The organism is Acetanaerobacterium sp. MSJ-12, from assembly GCF_018917875.1.
GTDB classification, from domain to species: Bacteria; Bacillota; Clostridia; order Oscillospirales; family Ruminococcaceae; genus Bittarella; species Bittarella massiliensis.
Genome location: NZ_JAHLPK010000011.1, coordinates 62,984 through 81,446, shown reverse-complemented (window position 1 = coordinate 81,446; position 18,463 = coordinate 62,984). Strand labels below are relative to the sequence as shown.

Annotated in this window: 17 protein-coding genes; 13 read left to right on the top strand and 4 right to left on the bottom strand. The window is 63.6% G+C overall.

Annotated elements, in window-relative coordinates; all coding sequences use genetic code 11:
- Positions 1–316 precede the first annotated feature (316 nt).
- The 4 genes from secG (at position 317) to KQI11_RS11825 (ending at position 3,533) form a co-directional block, all read left to right on the top strand.
- Positions 317–568, top strand: coding sequence for a preprotein translocase subunit SecG (gene secG / locus KQI11_RS11840; protein ID WP_207721336.1), 252 nt, complete (start codon positions 317–319; stop codon positions 566–568).
- 123 nt (positions 569–691) lie between these two features.
- Positions 692–2,800, top strand: a complete 2,109-nt coding sequence (gene rnr, locus KQI11_RS11835; protein WP_216402286.1) for a ribonuclease R — start codon at positions 692–694, stop codon at positions 2,798–2,800.
- Positions 2,801–2,960: 160 nt separating this feature from the next.
- Complete coding sequence (locus KQI11_RS11830; protein ID WP_021659759.1) at positions 2,961–3,230, top strand: DUF2508 family protein; 270 nt, start codon at positions 2,961–2,963, stop codon at positions 3,228–3,230.
- A gap of 36 nt (positions 3,231–3,266) precedes the next feature.
- The gene (locus KQI11_RS11825) at positions 3,267–3,533 is read left to right on the top strand and encodes a pro-sigmaK processing inhibitor BofA family protein (protein ID WP_161213615.1); all 267 of its coding nucleotides are present in this window, start codon (positions 3,267–3,269) and stop codon (positions 3,531–3,533) included.
- A 218-nt stretch (positions 3,534–3,751) separates the two neighbouring features.
- Here the strand turns inward: KQI11_RS11825 and KQI11_RS11820 are convergent, their stop codons facing one another.
- The 4 genes from KQI11_RS11820 to serS form a co-directional block, all read right to left on the bottom strand.
- Positions 3,752–4,387 carry a hypothetical protein gene (locus tag KQI11_RS11820; protein WP_185916401.1) on the bottom strand — a complete coding sequence of 212 codons (636 nt, stop codon included), beginning with the start codon at positions 4,385–4,387 and terminating at the stop codon, positions 3,752–3,754.
- A 310-nt stretch (positions 4,388–4,697) separates the two neighbouring features.
- Positions 4,698–5,324: a hypothetical protein gene (locus tag KQI11_RS11815; RefSeq protein WP_216402257.1), complete on the bottom strand. Its 627-nt coding sequence runs from the start codon at positions 5,322–5,324 to the stop codon at positions 4,698–4,700.
- 107 nt (positions 5,325–5,431) lie between these two features.
- The gene (locus KQI11_RS11810; protein ID WP_216402256.1) at positions 5,432–6,091 is read right to left on the bottom strand and encodes a hypothetical protein; all 660 of its coding nucleotides are present in this window, start codon (positions 6,089–6,091) and stop codon (positions 5,432–5,434) included.
- A gap of 1,328 nt (positions 6,092–7,419) precedes the next feature.
- The gene (serS, locus tag KQI11_RS11805; protein WP_185916405.1) at positions 7,420–8,703 is read right to left on the bottom strand and encodes a serine--tRNA ligase; all 1,284 of its coding nucleotides are present in this window, start codon (positions 8,701–8,703) and stop codon (positions 7,420–7,422) included.
- Between the two features lie 458 nt (positions 8,704–9,161).
- Here serS and vanR point away from each other — a divergent pair, with 458 nt between their 5' ends.
- The 9 genes from vanR (at position 9,162) to KQI11_RS11760 (ending at position 18,440) form a co-directional block, all read left to right on the top strand.
- Positions 9,162–9,857 (top strand): VanR-ABDEGLN family response regulator transcription factor, encoded by a 696-nt coding sequence (vanR, locus tag KQI11_RS11800; RefSeq protein ID WP_185916406.1) that lies wholly within the window; start codon positions 9,162–9,164, stop codon positions 9,855–9,857.
- Positions 9,847–11,001 carry a sensor histidine kinase gene (locus KQI11_RS11795; RefSeq protein ID WP_286172758.1) on the top strand — a complete coding sequence of 385 codons (1,155 nt, stop codon included), beginning with the start codon at positions 9,847–9,849 and terminating at the stop codon, positions 10,999–11,001. The genes vanR and KQI11_RS11795 overlap by 11 nt, the downstream gene beginning before the upstream one ends.
- 847 nt (positions 11,002–11,848) lie before the next feature.
- Positions 11,849–12,607 carry a coenzyme F420-0:L-glutamate ligase gene (locus tag KQI11_RS11790; protein WP_216402255.1) on the top strand — a complete coding sequence of 253 codons (759 nt, stop codon included), beginning with the start codon at positions 11,849–11,851 and terminating at the stop codon, positions 12,605–12,607.
- A 193-nt stretch (positions 12,608–12,800) separates the two neighbouring features.
- A complete protein-coding gene (locus KQI11_RS11785; protein WP_216402254.1) occupies positions 12,801–13,214 on the top strand; it encodes a hypothetical protein in 414 nt (137 codons plus the stop codon).
- A gap of 20 nt (positions 13,215–13,234) precedes the next feature.
- On the top strand, positions 13,235–13,690 hold the full coding sequence (locus tag KQI11_RS11780) for a GNAT family N-acetyltransferase (protein ID WP_216402253.1): 456 nt from the start codon (positions 13,235–13,237) through the stop codon (positions 13,688–13,690).
- Between the two features lie 219 nt (positions 13,691–13,909).
- Entirely contained in the window at positions 13,910–14,356 is a 447-nt protein-coding gene (locus KQI11_RS11775; protein ID WP_021658814.1) for a CtsR family transcriptional regulator, read from the top strand.
- A gap of 12 nt (positions 14,357–14,368) precedes the next feature.
- The gene (locus tag KQI11_RS11770) at positions 14,369–14,863 is read left to right on the top strand and encodes a UvrB/UvrC motif-containing protein (protein ID WP_216402252.1); all 495 of its coding nucleotides are present in this window, start codon (positions 14,369–14,371) and stop codon (positions 14,861–14,863) included.
- Positions 14,863–15,939, top strand: coding sequence for an ATP--guanido phosphotransferase (locus tag KQI11_RS11765; protein WP_216402251.1), 1,077 nt, complete (start codon positions 14,863–14,865; stop codon positions 15,937–15,939). The genes KQI11_RS11770 and KQI11_RS11765 overlap by 1 nt, the downstream gene beginning before the upstream one ends.
- 65 nt (positions 15,940–16,004) lie before the next feature.
- Positions 16,005–18,440 carry an ATP-dependent Clp protease ATP-binding subunit gene (locus KQI11_RS11760; RefSeq protein WP_192926655.1) on the top strand — a complete coding sequence of 812 codons (2,436 nt, stop codon included), beginning with the start codon at positions 16,005–16,007 and terminating at the stop codon, positions 18,438–18,440.
- Positions 18,441–18,463 lie beyond the last annotated feature (23 nt).

Genomic DNA, 18,463 nt, shown 5'->3' with positions numbered 1-18,463 from the left:
TCCCATTTTACGACAACCGCCCCAAAAGCACAAGGAAAAGAGGGGGGCGGCCAGGGGAAAATTTGGCGGCCCCACCGCCCCTTTCTTTGGGCAAAAAGGAGAGCCGGCGGTTTCCCGCCGGCTCTGTCCAGTGGACAATACTTGCAAACGCCAAAAAATAAAGGTACACTGGACAAGAACTAGTCTGTCCCCGCCACCGGGTATTTATGCGAAAAATCGGGGAAAAACAAAATTGACAAGCCCCGGTGGGTGTGCTAGAATATGAATGTTATTTTGAGGTCTTGAGCGAGAAAAAATTCTATTCGGAGGGTTCGCCGTGAATACAATTCAAATCGTAGCGGGCGTGTTGCTGATCATCGCCTGCCTGGTAATCATCTTGATGGTGATGATGCAGGAGGCCACTTCCGGCATGTCCGGCGCCATCAGCGGCGGCGCGACGCAGTCCTACCTGGGGCGCTCCGGCGGACGGACCCCGGAAGCTCTGCTGGGGAAATGGACCAAGATCGCAGCGGTCGCCTTTTTTGTACTGACAATTTTAGTCGGCGTACTTGAAATATTTTTTAAGTAAGATGAGAAAAAGCACCCTGCCGGATGTGCAGGGTGCTTTATTTCGCAAAAAATTCGTCGGATATTGTGGATGAAAAGACAGTTGGGCCGGGATGGCCCCTGGGAAAAGGACAGGTGAACGACCATTAAACTGAAAGAAACGGTAGAGAAACAGCTGCGGGAATCCCGTCAGCCCTACATGAACATGAAGCTGCTGTGCACCCGGATGCCCAGCTTTCAGAAGTACCAGATCCGGGCCTGCCTCAACGAGCTGGAGAGGGAGGGCAAGGTCTACTTCTCCAAGGAGAGCGGCTACGCCCTCTGCTCCCGGCTGGGCATCGTCAGCGGCACGGTGGTCAAGGTGGCGGGCAAGTTCGGCTTTGCCCAGCTCGACGACGAGGAGGGCACCCAGGTCTTCATCCCCGGCCGCTTTTTGATGGGGGCCATGGCGGGGGAGAAGGTGCTGCTGAAGACCCGCCCCAGCCGCACCGGCCAGTCGCTGGAGGGCGAGGTGCTCCACGTCACCCCCGACCCCGACGGCGGCTATATCGGGGTGCTGCACCAGGCCGGCCAGAGCTGCTGGGTGGTGCTCGACTCGATGCCCAAGACCGACATCCAGGTGCGCCCCTCCAGCGTGGGGACCGCCAAGGACGGCGACAAGGTGATGGTCAAGCTGGCGGTGCGGGGCAAGAGCCACTTCAGCCACGTGGCCGAGGTGGTCACCGTCTTCGGCGACAGCAAAAAGGCCAAAAACTGCTGCGACGCCATCCTGGTGGAGAACAAGGTCAAGCTGGACTTTGACGAGGCCACCCTGCAGGAGGCCGCGGCCGTGGGCGAGCGGGGGGTGGACCCCGCCGACTTTGCCGGCAGAGAGGACCTGCGGGACTGGTGCATCTTCACCATCGACAGCAAGGAGACCAAGGACATCGACGACGCCATCTCCTTTCGCCAGGTGGAGGGCGGCTTTGAGCTGGGGGTGCACATCGCCGACGTGTCCCACTACGTGAAGCGGGGCAGCGCCCTGGACGCCGAGGCCTTTGAGCGGGGCACCTCGGTCTACTACGCCAACGCGGTGGTGCCCATGCTGCCGGTGGAGCTCTCCAACGGGGTCTGCTCCCTCAACCCCGACGAGGACCGGCTGGCCCTCTCCTGCATCTGCAAGATGGCCCCCTCGGGCGAGATCCTCGATTACCGCATCGCCAAGACGGTGATCCGCTCCTGCAAGAAGTGCGCTTACAGCGAGGTGAACGCCCTTCTGGACGGCACCGCCACCCCCGAGGTGGAGGCGGCCTACGCCCAGGTGAAGGAGACCCTTTTGCAGATGGGCGCCTTCGGCAAGGTGCTGGAGGCCCGCCGCTTTGGCCGGGGGGCCATGAACATCGAGAGCATGGAGGCCAAAATCGTCATCGACGAGAACGGCGACCCGGTGGACATCCTGGTGAGGGACCGGGGCGACTCGGAGAAGATGATCGAGGAGTTCATGCTCACCGCCAACGAGGCGGTGGCCCGCTTTGGCAGGGAGAAGCAGCTCCCCTTTGTCTACCGGGTGCACGAGGACCCCGACCCCGAGCGGTTGGAGGTGTTGCAGGGGATCGTCAAGGCCTTTGGCCACCCCTACCTGAAAATCAAGGCCGGGGCCCCCTCCAAGGTGTTGGCCGACGTGCTGGACGCCACCCGGGGCAAGCCCGAGCAGATCCTCATTCACAAGATGGTGCTGCGCTCCATGGCCAAGGCCAAGTACGCCGAGACCCCCCTGGGCCACTACAGCCTGTCGCTGCACGACTACACCCACTTCACCTCCCCCATCCGCCGCTATCCCGACCTCTCGATCCACCGCATCCTCACCGACTATCTGGATGGGGTGCCGGCCGAGGAGATCAAAAAGCGCTACGGCGAGTTTGTCAAGGAGGCGGCCCTTCAGTCCACCAACCGCGAAATCGGGGCCATGCTGGCCGAGCGCTCCTGCGACGACGCCTACAAGGCCCAGTACATGGAGCGGTTTGTGGGCCAGGAGCTGGACGGCATCATCTCCGGCGTGGCCAGCTACGGCTTTTACGTCCAGCTGCCCAACACCGCCGAGGGGCTGGTGCGGCTGGCGACCATCGAGAACACCGACTTTGAACTGTCGGAGGACGGCACCAAGCTGGTGGAGGAGCGCACCGGCCACACCCTGCGCATCGGCGACCCGGTCAGGGTCAAGGTGCGGGCGGTCAACGTCTCCCTGGGCCAGGTGGATTTCGACCTGGCAAAATAGGATTTTTTCCCCCAAAAACGCCTTTGCGAGGGCGGAGCTGCGGCTCCGCCCTCTTTTTGCGCCCGGGTGCGGGTTACTAAAACCTTCCCCCGCTGCATACAAATGGTAGCGACCGGGCAGACTACCACTACCGACAGCGAAGCGGAAGGGGGATTTCCCAGTGGAAGCGATCATCAAGGCGCGCGCGAGCGCGCGAGACTGGCTGCGCCGGGCCAAAGGCGAGGAGCAGCCCTCCGACCTGGAGCAGATATTGGGGGACATCGCCCGCACCAACGACGAGTTGGCGGCGGCGGTCAACCGGTTCAACTTTTCCTGTGACGACCTGCTCATCGACGCGGCTGCCTTTGAGATGCAGGCGCTGGAGAGCAGACTCGCCTTTCTCTACCGCAAGGCAAAGGAAAAGGGACTGCACATCGGGGCGCAGGGGTGAGCCCTGCCCCCGCCATAAAAGGGGATGGAAAACAGGATGGACAGCTATACCTGGGCCCTCATCGCGGTGGCGGTGGTGGCCGTGCTCTGCATGATCTGGGCTTTTTCGCGGGGGCGGCACCCCTGTCCCACCGCCCTCTTTACCGGCCTGGCGGGCATCTGCGTTCTGCTGCTGCTCAACGTGCTCTCGCCCTTTATCGGGCCGACCCTCAAGCTCAACTTCTACACCTGTGGCGCCTCGGCGGTGCTGGGGGTGCCGGGGGTGGTGGGGATGCTCTTCTTGAAATTCCTCTTTGGGCTGTGAGGGTACATAGGGGCGGCCGCCGGGCCAAGTCCCCAGAGGGAGAAAAAAGGCATTCGGCCCAACCGGGCCAAATGCCTTTTTTGCAGGGGTTTTACGGCCTGCCCCGCGCGGCGGGGAAGGGACCGGCGATTTTGACCCCCGATCCCTGCAGCGCGGAGACAAAAAGCAGGCGGGCGCTCCCGTTGGGGCGCCCACCTGTTTTGATTGTTCGGTGCGATCTACTGCTCGTAAACGCCCGAGATCAGCCACTTGTCGCCGTGATCGACGACGGTCACCTTCAGGGTGGTGTCCACGTAGGGGGCAGCGGCGACGATCTCTTCCATCTTGTCAAACAGCTGGGGGGCCAGGGCGTCGGTCAGCTTCTGCTGCATGGCGGCCTCTCCCTCGTTCTGCATGACTTCCAGCAGTTCGTCCATGTGCTCCAGCGCGTAGGTCTGGCCCAGAAGGGCGAACTCCTCGGAGGCGGTGGAGAAGTCGATGCTGTCAAAGTCGAGCTGTTTGATGTTGACGACGGCATAGGCCTCGCCGTCTTTCTCCTCGGCGCTCACCAGGGTGTACTCTTTGATCACCTTGCCGACCACGTTTTTGAAGAAGTCTTTGGCCTCGGTCTGGAAGACCTCGCCCATCTCGTCACCACCGAAGGACTCGTCGAGGTTTTTCTCAAAGTCGACCAGCCCCATCTCGTCGGAATAGCCCTCTTCACAGGCCGCGCTCAACGCCTGCACATCCCCCGCCTGCATGGCGGTGAAGTAGCTGTCCACGGCGTTTTTGATGGCCTCTTTGTTGTTTTTCCCACAGCCGGTCATGGAGACGCAGAGCGCCAGGACCAGTGCGAGAGTTGCCAGTTTTTTCATATGATCCCTCTTTCCGAAGAAATATTGCTGCCATTATACCACAGGCGCCGAGCGCGCAGCGGGATGACCAGGCAGGGAGTAAACGTTGTTTATTCCCTGCCTGGCCATCCCAGGTATAATGGTCACTTGATGGACATTATACCACAGATACAAAAATTTGTGGACTATTTTAGCCAAAAAACAGAGGATCAAAAGAAAAAGCGAACAGATGACAGCATGGGAGGGGAAAGACAGCGCCCGCCCGGCCGTCGGGGCAAAAAAAGAGGGCCTCGCAAAGCGGCCCTCTTCTGTGCAGGGGGAGAAGCCGGACCTACCGGGAGAGCTGGGTGATGACCCAGCGGTCGCCCTGCTTTTCGAGTTTCACCTCAAAGGTGTAGTCCACTGCTTTGATCTTGTCCACACTCTCGCCCATCTTTTGAAAAATCAGGGGGGCCATGCCGTCGTAGAGCTTTTTCTTCATGGCCGCCTCTCCCTGGCTCTGCATCACGGCAATCAGCTCATACATGTGGTCCTCGGTGTACTGGTTGCCCAGCTCCCGCACCAGCCCGGTGTTGTCCATGGGGAGCTGGCCCAAGTCGAGCATCTTGACGGTGAGGGTGGCGACCGCCTTCCCCTTTTCGATGGAGAGGCTGTCCAGCTTGTACTCCTTGACGAATTTGGCGATGGTGTCCTTGCCAAACTGCTCGGCCTCGCTTCGGAAGACGTCGCCGAATTGGTCGGTGACAAATCCCTCCATCACCTCGCCGGAGAGGATCATGGTAGTGTGATCCGAGAGATCGTCGTCGCAAAAGGCCTTGGCCCCGCTCAAATCCCCCGCCTGAAAGGCGGCGAAATAGCCGTTGACCACCTCTTGAATGGCCTTTTCGTCCTTGTTGCCGCAGCCGGTGAGGGCCAGGCAGAGCACAAAGACCAGGGCGGTGCCGATCAACTTTTTCATCTTTCTTCTCCTTTCGCGGGCGATGGCCCAGGCGGGTCGACCGCCCTTTCAAAGCGCTCTGCCGGGGATGGGGCATCCCACCCTTTTTTTGCCGGCAGGCGGCTTTTTTACAGTTCCTGAATGCGATCGATGCGCCACTCGCCGTCGTTTCCCTTGAGGGTCAAAACGCAGGCGAAGTCGACGGGCTCGATCTCGTCGACCTGTTTGCAGAGGTCGTCGTAAATCAGGGGGGCGACAGCGTCGTAGAGCCGCCGGCCCATGGCGTCCTCCCCCTGGGAGCGCAGGATGGCGGCCAATTCGTACAGGTGGGTGTTGGTGTACTGGGTGATGATGGCCTCCGGCTCCAACTGCAGGGGCAACTGGTGAAAATCAATGGACTTGCCGCGCACCGTCACCCTGGCCGTTCGCTCTTTGGTGGGGGAGCCCCTCTCGATTTCAATGCTCTCGATGGCGTAGCTGGGGACAAATTTGCTCAGGGCGTGATGGAGAAACCGCTCCCCCTCCTGGCGGAAGGTGTCGCCCAGGTTCTCGCGGAGGAGGACGTGGATCAGGTCGTAGTAGTAGGCGACCTTGTCCTCGATGCGGAAGGTGCCGGAGTCGTAGCGCGAGGTGCAGTTCTCCTCCTTCGCCCTCTCCCACTCGCCCTCCTGCACGGCGGCAAAAAAGTTGTTGACGGTGGTCTCAATGGCCTGCTGGTCCCTCTTCCCGCACCCCGAAAGGGCGAGGCAGAGCAGGGCGGCCAACAAAATGCTTCCCCATTTTTTCATATTACTTCCCCCTTTTGCAAACGGCCTTTTTCGGCGGGCCGCTCTGCGCCTCCATCTCCTTGGGCCGAGCGCGGCCGACCAGCCGCCTTCCATCGGCCTGTTTTGAGGGCATCTCCATCTCGAAGTACCTGTTCCACTGAGGTGCGCATCTTCTCAAAGAGAAGGTCGTAAGCCCCCTCGGAGACGGTTCCCTTCACCGCCTCCTCCCCAGGTCTGCAGGGCCATCAGCAGCTCGCGGAGGGACCCGTTGACGTACCGGGTGCCCAAGGCCTCGCCATACACGGGGAAGGAGTGGTTGAGCAGGTCGACTTTCTTCCCCGTGAAGGCGATGGTGGCCAGGCCCTTTTTCCCCCTGGCGCTCACCAGGCTGTACTGGCGGCTGGCGTGTGCGGCCGGGTGCCCGGCGAATGCCTGCCCCGCACCTCAAACCCGCTGCCCGGCGAGGTGGCGCCAGATCCCGCCTTCATGTCTTCATGACAGCGCAGGAAAAGCGGATTTTGCACCCGTCAGCGAAGTCATCGGTGCACAGCTTGTCCAGCCCCTCCCAATCGCCTTGCCTGCAGGGTGGCAAAGCAGCCGTTGCCCTTTAATTGCCTCTTTGTGGTCGACCCCACAGCCGGTGAGGGACAGCGTCAAGGCGAGGAACAGCGCCGGCGTCCCGCCGAACCTCTTCTTCGCACTGCCCCTCCTCCCGAATGGATGAGCTGCCCACATCGACTGATTTCGACAAAACCTTTTTACCATTATAGCATAAAAAACAAAACGGTGAAGAGTTTGTGAAACATTCTATGACAGTGTAGAAAAGTGGAGACTGAAATTGTGCAAGAGCACAGGGGGGAGAGGGGGTCGCCTTGCGGCGGGCCAAGCGGACCTGTGCGATCCCGCGAAAAATATGGGAGAAGGGGCTTTTCGGTGGAGCTGCGGAAGCGGCTGTCGTCGCTGGGAAAGAGGCTTTTTGCGTGGGCCGATCCCTCCCACTGTGAGGGCCGACGTCGGGCGCAGTACAGCGATTTTCGGGGGGGCGGCGGGGATGTCCCAACAAGGCGGCGGTGTCTCTGCTTGCTTTCGGGGCGGACAGGGGGATTATCGGCAACCGTGCGGCCGAGCCTCTCTCGCCCTGCCGCCGGGCCCGCTGTTTTGCCCGCCCAGGCGGCAGGCGGCCGCCTCGGCGGAAGGGGGAGAGGCCCGGGCAGACGCGCCACCGTCGGGCGACGCCCTTTGCCGGTGAGGGGGAGCGGGCGGAGGGCAGAGGGCGGAGGGAAAACGGGAAAATGGCCGCAAAAAAGAGAGGGGCGCCAGACCGGCGCCCCTCTCCCGGGCAAATCGCTCTATTTTCCCAGCTTGTCCTTGCCGCCCATGTACATCCGCAGCGGCTGGGGGATGGCCACGGTGCCGTCTGCCTGGAGGTTGTTTTCCAGGTAGGCGATGAGCATCCGCGGCGGGGCCACCACCGTGTTGTTGAGGGTGTGGGGGAAGTAGTTTTTCCCGTCGGCCCCCTTGACGCGGATGCCCAGCCGCCGGGCCTGGGCGTCGCCCAGGTTGGAGCAGCTGCCCACCTCGAAATACTTTTTCTGGCGGGGGGACCAGGCCTCCACGTCCAGGCTCTTGACCTTCAGGTCGGCCAGGTCGCCCGAGCAGCACTCCAGGGTGCGCACCGGGATGTCAAGGCTGCGGAAGAAGTCGACGGTGTTCTGCCACAGCTTGTCGTACCACATCATGCTGTCCTCGGGCTTGCAGACCACCACCATCTCCTGTTTTTCAAACTGGTGGATGCGGTAGACCCCCCGCTCCTCAATGCCGTGGGCGCCCACCTCCTTGCGGAAACAGGGGGAGTAGCTGGTGAGGGCCTGGGGCAGCTCGGCCTCGGGGAGGATGGTGTCGATGAACTTGCCGATCATCGAGTGCTCGCTGGTGCCGATGAGGTAGAGGTCCTCCCCCTCGATCTTGTACATCATGTTCTCCATCTCGGCAAAGCTCATCACCCCGGTGACCACGTTGCTGCGGATCATGAAGGGGGGCACGTAGTAGGTGAAGCCCCGGTCGATCATAAAGTCCCGGGCGTAGGAGAGGATGGCCGAGTGCAGCCGGGCGATGTCCCCCTTGAGGTAGTAAAAGCCGTTGCCGCTGGTGCGCCGGGCGCTGTCCAGGTCGATGCCGTCGAGCCCCTCCATGATGTCCACGTGATAGGGCACCTCAAAGTCGGGCACCACCGGCTCGCCGAAGCGCTCGATCTCCACGTTCTCGCTGTCGTCCTTGCCGATGGGGACCGAGTCGTCGATCAGATTGGGGATGACCAGCATCCGCTCGCGGATCTGCTGGGTCAGCTCCTCCTCCTTGGCCTTGAGCTCGCTCAGTTCCCCGGCGATGGCGGCCACCTTGGCCTTGGTCTTCTCGGCCTCTTCCTTGAGCCCTTTGCCCATCAGGGCGCCGATCTCCTTGCTGATGGAGTTGCGCTGGCTGCGCAGCAGGTCCCCCCGGGACTTGGCCTCGCGGAACTCCCGGTCCAGCTTTACCACCTCGTCCACCAGGACCAGCTTCTCCTCCTGGAATTTTTTCTTGATGTTCTCCTTGACCCGCTCGGGGTCCTGCCGCAGCAGATTGATGTCCAGCATCGCTTCTCTCTCCTCTTCTCTCAAAGCTGTGGGGCAACAAAAAAGCCCCTCGTCCCCAGCCGCCCTCTCGGCGCTGTTGGGACGAAAGGCGTTCCTTCCGCGTTGCCACCCAAATTGCTCGCCCCCACAGGGGGCGGCCTCTCGACAGTGCGGTAAAGGGCACCGGCCTTCGGCTCGTCGCCGACAGCTCAGGGGTGGAAAGGCCCGTCCCTCCCGCCGGTTTGCACCAACCACCGGCTCTCTGGGCGGATTCGCGGACCGCAGTTCCCGTCGTCGCTGTGAAATGCTGTTTTCTTGCCTTCAGTATACCCCATTTTTCCCCGCCGCGCAACCAAAATGCAAAAAAGTCCGCCCGTTTGAGGGGCGGCCGCATTTTGCAAAAACACAGAAATTCTCAATAAATATCCGCCCCCTTTTCTGGTACAATGGGAAAAACGGGAGAAAAGGGGGATGCGCAGATGGGCGAGACGGTGTTGGTGGTGGACGACGAGCGGGAGATCGCCGACCTCATCGAGGTGTACTTGAAAAACGAGGGCTTTGCAGTGCGGACCTTTTACCGGGCCAAAGACGCCCTGGCCTGCATCGCCGGGGAGAAGATCGACCTGGCGGTGCTGGACGTGATGCTCCCCGACGGGGACGGCTTTGCCCTCTGCCGCCAAATCAGGGAGGAGCACACCTTTCCCATCCTCCTGCTGACGGCCAAGGGGGAGGAGACCGACAAGATCACCGGCTTTGCCCTGGGGGCCGACGACTACGTCACCAAGCCCTTTCGCCCGCTGGAACTGGTGGCCCGCGTCAAGGCGCAGCTGCGGCGCTACACCCGCTACAACCCCGCCGCCGCCCGCCCCGACGGGCTGCTGGTGCGGGGCGGGCTGACCGTCGACCCCGGCACCCACGAGTGCACCCTCGACGGGAAGCCCCTGGTGCTCACCCCCACCGAGTTTGCCATCCTGCAGATCCTCTGCGAGGAGCGGGGGCGGGTGGTCAGTTCAGAGCAGCTCTTCGCCCAGATTTGGGGCGAGGCCTATTTCACCAAGAACAACAACACCATCGCCACCCACATCCGCCACCTGCGCGAGAAGATGGGCGACTCGGTGGAGCGGCCGAAATACATCAAGACGGTGTGGGGAGTGGGGTATAAAATTGAGGGGTAACGGCTGGCGGCAAAAGCCCTATCGGCAGATGATGCGCAAGGTGTTCGGACGGGTGCTGGGCATTGCCCTGCTGGCGGTGGTGACGGTGGTGGTGCTGCGCTCGGCCGGGCGGGGGAAGATCGGCAACTGGATCGCCGGGCTCATCAGCACCTACCTGGGGGTCAGCTGGGAGACCGCCGCCCGGCTCTACTTCAACTATGTGCGCCAGTACCTGGACATCTTTTTGGGGGTGGCCATCGTTGCCTTCTTCCTCCTCTTTTTCTGGGCGCTGTTGAGCTGGTTCACCGGCTACTTTGACGAGATCATCGCCGGGGTGGACTGGCTGGCCGGCGGGAAGGGGGAAAACCTGGTCCTCCCGCCCGAATTGGACTTTATGGCCGAGAAGCTGGGGGCGGTCAAGGACGAGTTGGAGCGCAGCGCCGCCGCCGAGCGGGAGGCCGAGCGCCGCAAAAACGACCTGGTGCTCTACCTGGCCCACGACATCAAGACCCCCCTCACCTCGGTCATCGGCTATTTGAGCTTGCTGGACGAGGCGCCGGATATGCCCCCCCAGCAGCGGGAGAAGTACATCCGCATCGCCCTGGAAAAGGCCGGCCGCCTGGAGGGACTGGTGGGGGAGTTTTTCGAGATCACCCGGGATCTGCTGCAACAGGAGGCCCTTTCCCGCCAGCCGGTGGACCTCTGCTGCATGCTGGTACAGGTGGCCGACGAGGCCTACCCCCAGCTGGCCGCCGGGGGACGGCAGGCGAGGCTGCACCTCCCCCCCTCGCTCTGCGCCTGGGTCGACCCGGACAAGATGGCCCGGGTCTTTCAAAACCTCCTCAAAAACGCCGTCGCCTACGGCGCGCCGGGGAGCGACATCCACATCTCCGGCAATCGGACAGGGGAGAGGGTCTCTGTCTGCTTTGAGAATGCCGGCGACATTCCCCAGGAAAAGCTGGAGGCGATCTTTGAGAAGTTTTACCGGCTCGACGCCTCCCGGCAGACGGCAACCGGCGGCGCAGGGCTGGGGCTGGCCATCGCCCGGGACATCGTGCAGCGCCACGGGGGGGATATCCGGGCCGAGAGCGGGGGCGGGCGCATCGCCTTCACCGTCGACCTGCCGGTGGGGACTGGCGGAGGGCCATCAGGACCGGCGAGATAGAGAGAGGAGCGGGCGGTTGCCGAACGGGGCAGCCGCCCGCTCTCTTTGCCGCCCGGCTTTTTTGGCCGGTCTCGCTTCCGCGCCGTCTGCTCACGGGGTTTCCCGCGCCATCCCCCCTCGGCAGCGCTCCTGTTGCCCTTTCTGTGCCGTCTCTCCCGGTTCCCTTCCCGCGGTTTTCCCGCGCTGTCGCTCTCACCCCCCGCTTGCCGATTTTTCTGCACGGCCCCTCCCGGCGCCGCTCCGTCAGCTTTCCGGCGCCGCCGCTCTCGAGCGCCCTCCCATTGGTTTCCCCATGCCGCATTCTCCAGTCCCTTTCTTGCCAGTTTCCCTGCGCGGCGGCTCCCAGTCGCCCTCCCGCCAATTCCCCTGTGTCCTCCCGCCTCCCGGACATCCTCTCATTGCTTTCCCCGCGCTGCGGCGCGAGGTATGCTCTCGCCATTTTCTCCATGCGATTGCATTGGGCAGCCCCCCTGCCGCTTTTTTGTACCGCCGTTTCCGCCCGCCCTACAAGGTTTCTTGCACCACCCCTCCCGACTGCTCCCTTGCCGGTTCCCCTGTACCATGGTCACTGGCTTCCCTTTCGACGATTTCTCCATGCCGTGGACATCGGCCTCCTTCTTGCCGGTTTTTCTGCGCTGGAACGCTCGGCCCTCCTGCCCCCTCCACCTCCCCCTGCTGCTGTGACCGCCTATCACCCTGACCTCCTTCCGTCAAGTCTTGAGAAAGTCTCCATCAATTCCCCACGGTTTCTCCACCTCCCCTCAAAACACCGCTCCGCCACCCGCGCTAGAATGGGTCTTGTCAAAGAGAAACGGGCCCGCCCGGGCCGGAGAGGAGCAGTCGAGAGATGGACGAGAGAGAAAAAGAGCAGTCGAGAGACGGGGAAAAGGGGGTACAGCGCCCCGCCTCGGTGGCGGGGACCGTCATCAACCCCGACAAGGAGGAGGAGATCACCTGGCAGGGGATGCGCTACCGGCGGCTGTGCATCCGCACCCCCGTCATCACCGCGGGGGACGACATCGTCCAGGTGGCGGGCCGGTACGCCGGGCCGCTGCTCGAGAAGGGGGACATCCTCTTTGTCACCGAGAAGGCGGTGGCCTGCACCCAGCGGCGGGCCATCCCCCTGGAGGAGATCCACCCCCGCCCTCTGGCCCGCTTTTTGAGCCGGTTTGTCCGCTGCACCCCCTACGGCATCGGCCTGGCCATGCCCGAGACCATGGAGTGCGCCCTGCGGGAGTGCGGCACCCTCCGCATCCTGCTGGCGGCGGCGGTCTCGGCGGTGGGGAAGCTGCTGGGGGAGCGGGGCTGGTTTTACCGGGTGGCGGGGTATCGGGCGGCCAGCATCGACGGCCCCTGCCCCAACACCCTGCCCCCCTACAACCGCTATGTGGTGCTGGGCCCCCTCCGCCCCGACGGGGTGGCCGAAGAGCTGGCCCAGGCCCTGGGCTGTGCGGTGGCGGTGGTGGACCTCAACGACCTGGGGGGCGAGATCCTCGGGGTCTCCGACCGGCGGATGGACCGGGCGCACCTGTGCAACCTATTGCGGGACAACCCCCTGGGCCAGTGCAGCGAGCAGACCCCCATGGGGATCCTCCGCCGGGGGTAGCAGGGCAGGGCCCAGTTGTTATGGTGGAAAAAACAGAGGGGGACGGTGCGCCGTTGTCACAGAGGAGCCGACAAAAGAGACGACCGCGCAGTGACGGGCCCTTTGGGAGGGGTACCGCGACCGGCTGCGGCCGGACCGGGTCTCGGGGCGGGCGCTGCTTGGCTATCTGCAGGGCAGGCACGAGCTGACTGAAATGTTTGACGGGTGGGCCGCCGACTGCGTGGCCGGCAGCGTTTTGGAAAATGCCTGCTACTGCGAAAAGCTGCCAGCGGGCGCCCGCCCTGTCGCGCGGACCTTTTACCTGGAAAACAGCGGGGCGGGAAAGACCCTGTGCGAGGAGGGCGGCGACTCGGTCCCCAGGGGAAGGGCGGGCGGCAGGATCTTCGTCGGCATCGACTCGGTCCCCGGCTTTTTCACGGTGGAGGGGAGCACCCTGCTCTGGGATGAGCTCTGCGCCATCCGGGGGCTGGATGAAGAGGACCTCCAGAATTTCGCCTCTGTCGCCCAGCACGTCGCCGCTAGGGAGCGGCTGGGCCGCCCGATCGGGGGAGACTGCCCGCGCCTTTTCCCCGCCTTCCCTTTGTGCTATAATGGCGGGGAATCGTGAAAAAGGGGAGGGCGCTTGAGATGGCGAGACAGCTGCAGAGCGAGGCCCTGCGGTGCGAGTGGCACCGGGGCAAAGAGGGGGCAGAGGACGGATTTGCCCTGCGGATGGAGGTCTTTACCTACGAGCAGGACTTTCCCGCCGAGATCGAGGTGGACGAGGTGGACGACACTGCATACCACCTGATCGTCCGCCGGGGCGGCGAGGCGGTGGCCGTCTGCCGCCTCTTTCCCGGCGAGGAGCCGGGGCAGTACATCGTCGGCCGGGTCTGCGTTAAGAAGAACTGCCGGGGCCAAAAGCTGGGCCTCTTGCTGATGGAGGAGACCGAGGGCAAGGCCCGCGAACTGGGGGCCCGCTCGCTGCTGCTGCACGCCCAGGTGCAGGCGGCGGGCTTTTACGAGGCGGCGGGCTACACCTCCCAGGGCAAGGCCTTTACCGAGGACGGCTGGCCCCATGTGAGCATGCTCAAAGAGCTGTGAGAGAGAAGAGAGAGCGGGCGCTGGTGAAGCGCCCGCTTTTTTTGCCAGAAGGCGAAAAACGGCGAACGATTTCAAAAATGGGCGCGCGGGAGAGCTATTTCCAATATTTAATACTTTGACTTTTCCTGACTTATGGGTATACTGATTCTATAAGGTCAGATAAAGTCAGCTCCTATTGCATAGAGATAGAGACGAGGCCCAGAAAGGGGAAGGGGAACGATGAAAATCAGCGACTTGATTACCCAGCGCATCCTCCAGCTGATGGAGGAGCAGGACGGCATTGCCGAGATCCAGCGCAACGAGTTTGCCGGGGAGATCGGCTGTGTGCCCAGCCAAATCAACTACGTCCTCACCTCCCGCTTTACGCCGGAGCAGGGCTACACCATCGAGAGCCGCCGGGGGGGCGGGGGGTACATCCGCATCACCCGCATCACCGTGGGGCCGCAGAACTTCATCATGCACGTGGTCAACTCCATCGGCGAGGCGCTGGACGAGAACACCGCCCGCATCCTCTTAAAGAATCTGGCCCAGCGGGAGATCTTGAGCGAGGACACTGCCCGGCTGATGCTCTCGGCGGTGTCCGACAAGACCCTGCGCCCCTGTCCCCCCGACTGCCGCGACCGGGTGCGGGCGGCCCTGTTTAAAAATATGCTGCTCAACGCGTGAGGAGGAAGCGATATGCTCTGTGACATCTGCAAGAAAAACCAGGCCCAGATCAGCTACCGCCAGGTGGCGGGCGGGCAGGAGACCATTTTGCACCTCTGCCCCAGCTGCATGGCCAACATGGGACTTTTGGGCGGCGGCATCCTCGCCGGGGCCCTCTTCGGGGAGGGGCACACCCCCCAGGTGCAGCGGCGCTGCCCGGGCTGCGGCAGCACCTTTGAACAGATCGCCGAGAAGGGGAAGTTGGGCTGCGCCCAGTGCTACGCCTTCTTCGGCGAGGACGTGGCGCGGATGGTGGGCAAGATCCACGGCAACCTGACCCACCAGGGAAAGATCCCCCACTCGGCCCACCTGGCCCCGCGGCAGGACCGGTCGGCCGAGCTGGCCGCCCTCAAGGAGGAGATGCAGGCGGCCGTCGAGAGCCAGAACTTTGAGCGGGCGGCCGTGCTGCGCGACCAGATCCACGCCCTAGAACAGCCCGAGTGCGCGAGAGGGGAGGGGGAGCAGTGATGGGCGAGAAGTGGTACTTTCAGTCGGGCCCCGAGGGGGACGTGGTGATTTCCAGCCGCATCCGCCTGGCCCGCAACGTGGGCGATCTGCCCTTCCCCGATTTGATGAGCGCCCGGCAGCGGGCCGCCTTTATCCAGCGGGTGCAGGCGGCGGTGGAAAACGCCGCCTTTGGCGAGGGGCTGCAGCTGCGCTATGTGGACGTGGGCGCCCTTGACCAGAGCCACCGCATGGCCCTGGTCGAGCGCCACCTCATCAGCCTGGAGATGGCCAAGGCCGGGGGCGGCCTCCTCCTCTCGGACGACGAGACGGTCTCGGTGATGCTCTGCGAGGAGGACCACCTGCGCATCCAGATCATGGGGGCCGGCCTCTGCTGCGAAGAGTGCTGGCAGCTGGCCGACCGGCTCGACGACCTGCTGGACGAGGGGCTGCACTTCGCCTTTGACGAGCGGTGGGGCTACCTGACCCACTGCCCCACCAACCTGGGCACCGGGATGCGGGCCTCGGTGATGGTCCACCTGCCGGCGCTGGAGCGCTCGGGATACCTGCGCAGCCTGATTAACAGCGCCTACAAATTGGGCATAACTATTCGGGGAACCTACGGCGAGGGCACCTCGGCCGAGGGCAGCTTCTACCAGATCTCCAACCAGTTGAGCCTGGGCCTCTCGGAAAAGCAGGTGCGGGACAATCTGGCCGCGGTGGTGCGGCAGTTGGCCGCCGAGGAGCGCCGCCAGCGCGCCCAGTTCTGCGCCGAGGACCCCCTGGCCTTTGAGGACCGGGTCTATCGCGCCCTGGGGGTGCTGGAAAACGCCCGGCTCCTCTCCCACCGGGAGGTCATCGACTGCGTCTCCCAGCTGCGGCTGGGGATCGCCGGGCAGGTGGTGGAAAAGCTGGACTTCTTCACCGCCGCCCGCCTGCTGGGGGAGACCGGGGCCAATTCCATCGCCGCGGCCCACCCCGAGGCCCAGTCGGCCCGGGAGCGCGACCGCATCCGCGCCCAGATCGTGCGGGACATCCTGGGCCGGGAGCGGCGGGCCCGAGAAGACCGGCCCCCGGCAGAGGGCCGGGAAAACCAGTGACAGAGGGTGGCAGAGGCCGCCGAGAGCGCCCGCCCACAGGGCGGGGATAGAGGAGGGATGAAATGATGTACTCATTTCGCGGATTCACCGAAAAGGCCAACACGGCCTTGAACATGGCCATCGAGACGGCCCAGAACCTGGGCCACACCTATATCGGCAGCGAACACATCCTGGCCGGGCTCATCAAAGAGGGCTCCGGGGTGGCGGGGCAGGTGCTCTCCGAGAGCGAGATCACCTACACCGACTTAGAGCAAAAAATCGTGGAGATGGTGGGGCGGGGCATCCACTCCAGCGTCACCCCAAATGACTTCACCCCCCGGGTGAAGCGGATCTTGGAGCTGTCCATCCTCCAGGCCCGCAAGATGGGCCACAACTATGTGGGCACCGAACACCTGCTGCTGGCCCTGCTGAGCGAGCGGGACTCGGTGGCGGTGCGGCTGCTGGAACAGTGCGGGGTGGACATCGACCGCCTCTACGGCGAGTGCGCCGAGTCGGTCTCGGCCGACGGCGGCGAGGCGGTGGAACCCGGCGCCCCCAAGGGGGGGAAGGGGAGCACCGCCACCCTGGACAAATACGGCAAGGACCTGACCAAGGCCGCCCGCGACGGGCTGCTGGACCCGGTCATCGGCCGGGACCGGGAGATCGAGCGGGTGACCCAGATCCTCTCCCGGCGCACCAAGAACAACCCCTGTCTCATCGGCGAGCCGGGGGTGGGCAAGACCGCCCTGGCCGAGGGGCTGGCCCAGAAGATCGCCGCCGGGGAGGTGCCCGAGATCCTCAAGGGCAAGCGGGTCATCACCCTGGATCTGACCGGGATGCTGGCGGGCACCAAGTACCGGGGCGACTTTGAGGAGCGGCTGAAAAACGCCATTGCCGAGCTCACCGCCTCCAAAAACGTCATCCTCTTCATCGACGAGCTGCACACCATCATGGGCGCCGGCGCGGCCGAGGGAGCGGTGGACGCCGCCAACATCCTGAAGCCCGCCCTCTCCCGGGGGGAGATCCAGGTCATCGGTGCCACCACCCTGGACGAGTACCGCAAGTACATTGAAAAGGACGCCGCCCTGGAGCGCCGCTTCCAGCCGGTGACGGTGGAGGAGCCCTCGAAGGAGGACTCGGTGGAGATCCTCAAGGGGCTGCGGGACAAGTACGAGGCCCACCACAAGGTCAAGATCACCGACGAGGCCATCGAGGCGGCGGTGGAGCTCTCCACCCGCTACATCAGCGACCGCTACCTGCCCGACAAGGCCATCGACCTCATCGACGAGGCCTGTTCCCGGGTGCGGCTGAAAAACTACACCGCCCCCCAGGACGTGCGGGAGCTGGAAGAGCAGTTGGGCCAGCTGGCAGCCGAGAAGGAGTCGGCGGTCAACGCCCAGGATTTCGAGCGGGCCGCCGCCCTGCGCGATCAGGAAAAGACCCTCAAGGAGAAGCTGGACGCCCAGAAAAAAAAGTGGGAGGAGGGCAACACCCACAAGTCCGACGAGGTGGGCCCCGAGGAGATTGCCCAGGTGGTCTCCCTCTGGACCAAGGTGCCGGTGAGCCAGCTGACCAAGCAGGAGAGCGAGCGCCTGTTGGACATGGAAAACATCCTCAAGCGGCGGGTCATCGGCCAGGACGAGGCGGTCACCGCCATCGCCAAGGCCATCCGCCGGGGGCGGGCCGGGCTCAAAGACCCCCGCCGCCCCATCGGCTCCTTCATCTTTTTGGGGCCCACCGGCGTGGGCAAGACTGAGCTCACCAAGGCCCTGGCCGAGGCCCTCTTCGGCGACGACACCGCCATGATCCGGCTGGACATGTCCGAGTACATGGAGAAGCACACCGTCTCCAAGCTCATCGGCTCGCCCCCGGGATATGTGGGCTATGACGAGGGCGGCCAGCTCACCGAGAAGGTGCGCCGCAACCCTTACAGCGTGGTCCTCTTTGATGAGATCGAAAAGGCCCACCCCGACGTCTTCAACATGCTGCTGCAGATCATGGACGAGGGCACCCTCACCGACAGCCAGGGCCGCAAGGTCAACTTCCGCAACTGCGTGATCATCATGACCTCCAACGTGGGGGCCCGGCTCATCACCGAAAAGCGCCAGAGCCTGGGCTTTTCCGGGGTGGCCGACAGCCTGGAACAGGACGTCAAGGCCCGGGTGATGGAGCAGCTCAAAGAGACCTTCCGCCCCGAGTTTTTGAACCGGGTGGACGACATCATCGTCTTCTCCAAACTCACCCAGGAAAACATCGAGCAGATCGCCGGCAACATGCTGGGCGAACTGGCCGGGCGGCTGAAAAACGTAGGGGTGCAGATGGACTGGACCGAGGCGGCGGTCAAACAGCTTGCCTCGGTGGGCTTTGACCCGGTCTACGGGGCCCGCCCCCTGCGCCGGGCCATCGTCTCCCACGTGGAGGATATGCTCTCGGAGGAGCTGTTGGCCGGAAAACTGCAAAAAAATGACGCCATTACCCTTGACTATGGCGACCAGTTCTTCTATACTAAACACGATTCGTAAAATATCGGACAATCGAGGGGGAG

Excerpts from the sequence above, each read along its gene's own strand:
- KQI11_RS11825 (WP_161213615.1), top strand. The coding sequence starts at position 3,267 with ATGGACAGCTATACCTGGGCCCTCATCGCGGTGGCGGTGGTGGCCGTG.
- KQI11_RS11820 (WP_185916401.1), bottom strand. The coding sequence starts at position 4,387 with ATGAAAAAACTGGCAACTCTCGCACTGGTCCTGGCGCTCTGCGTCTCC.
- KQI11_RS11815 (WP_216402257.1), bottom strand. The coding sequence starts at position 5,324 with ATGAAAAAGTTGATCGGCACCGCCCTGGTCTTTGTGCTCTGCCTGGCC.
- KQI11_RS11810 (WP_216402256.1), bottom strand. The coding sequence starts at position 6,091 with ATGAAAAAATGGGGAAGCATTTTGTTGGCCGCCCTGCTCTGCCTCGCC.
- serS (WP_185916405.1), bottom strand. The coding sequence starts at position 8,703 with ATGCTGGACATCAATCTGCTGCGGCAGGACCCCGAGCGGGTCAAGGAG.
- vanR (WP_185916406.1), top strand. The coding sequence starts at position 9,162 with ATGGGCGAGACGGTGTTGGTGGTGGACGACGAGCGGGAGATCGCCGAC.
- KQI11_RS11790 (WP_216402255.1), top strand. The coding sequence starts at position 11,849 with ATGGACGAGAGAGAAAAAGAGCAGTCGAGAGACGGGGAAAAGGGGGTA.
- KQI11_RS11785 (WP_216402254.1), top strand. The coding sequence starts at position 12,801 with ATGTTTGACGGGTGGGCCGCCGACTGCGTGGCCGGCAGCGTTTTGGAA.
- KQI11_RS11780 (WP_216402253.1), top strand. The coding sequence starts at position 13,235 with ATGGCGAGACAGCTGCAGAGCGAGGCCCTGCGGTGCGAGTGGCACCGG.
- KQI11_RS11775 (WP_021658814.1), top strand. The coding sequence starts at position 13,910 with ATGAAAATCAGCGACTTGATTACCCAGCGCATCCTCCAGCTGATGGAG.
- KQI11_RS11770 (WP_216402252.1), top strand. The coding sequence starts at position 14,369 with ATGCTCTGTGACATCTGCAAGAAAAACCAGGCCCAGATCAGCTACCGC.
- KQI11_RS11765 (WP_216402251.1), top strand. The coding sequence starts at position 14,863 with ATGGGCGAGAAGTGGTACTTTCAGTCGGGCCCCGAGGGGGACGTGGTG.
- KQI11_RS11760 (WP_192926655.1), top strand. The coding sequence starts at position 16,005 with ATGTACTCATTTCGCGGATTCACCGAAAAGGCCAACACGGCCTTGAAC.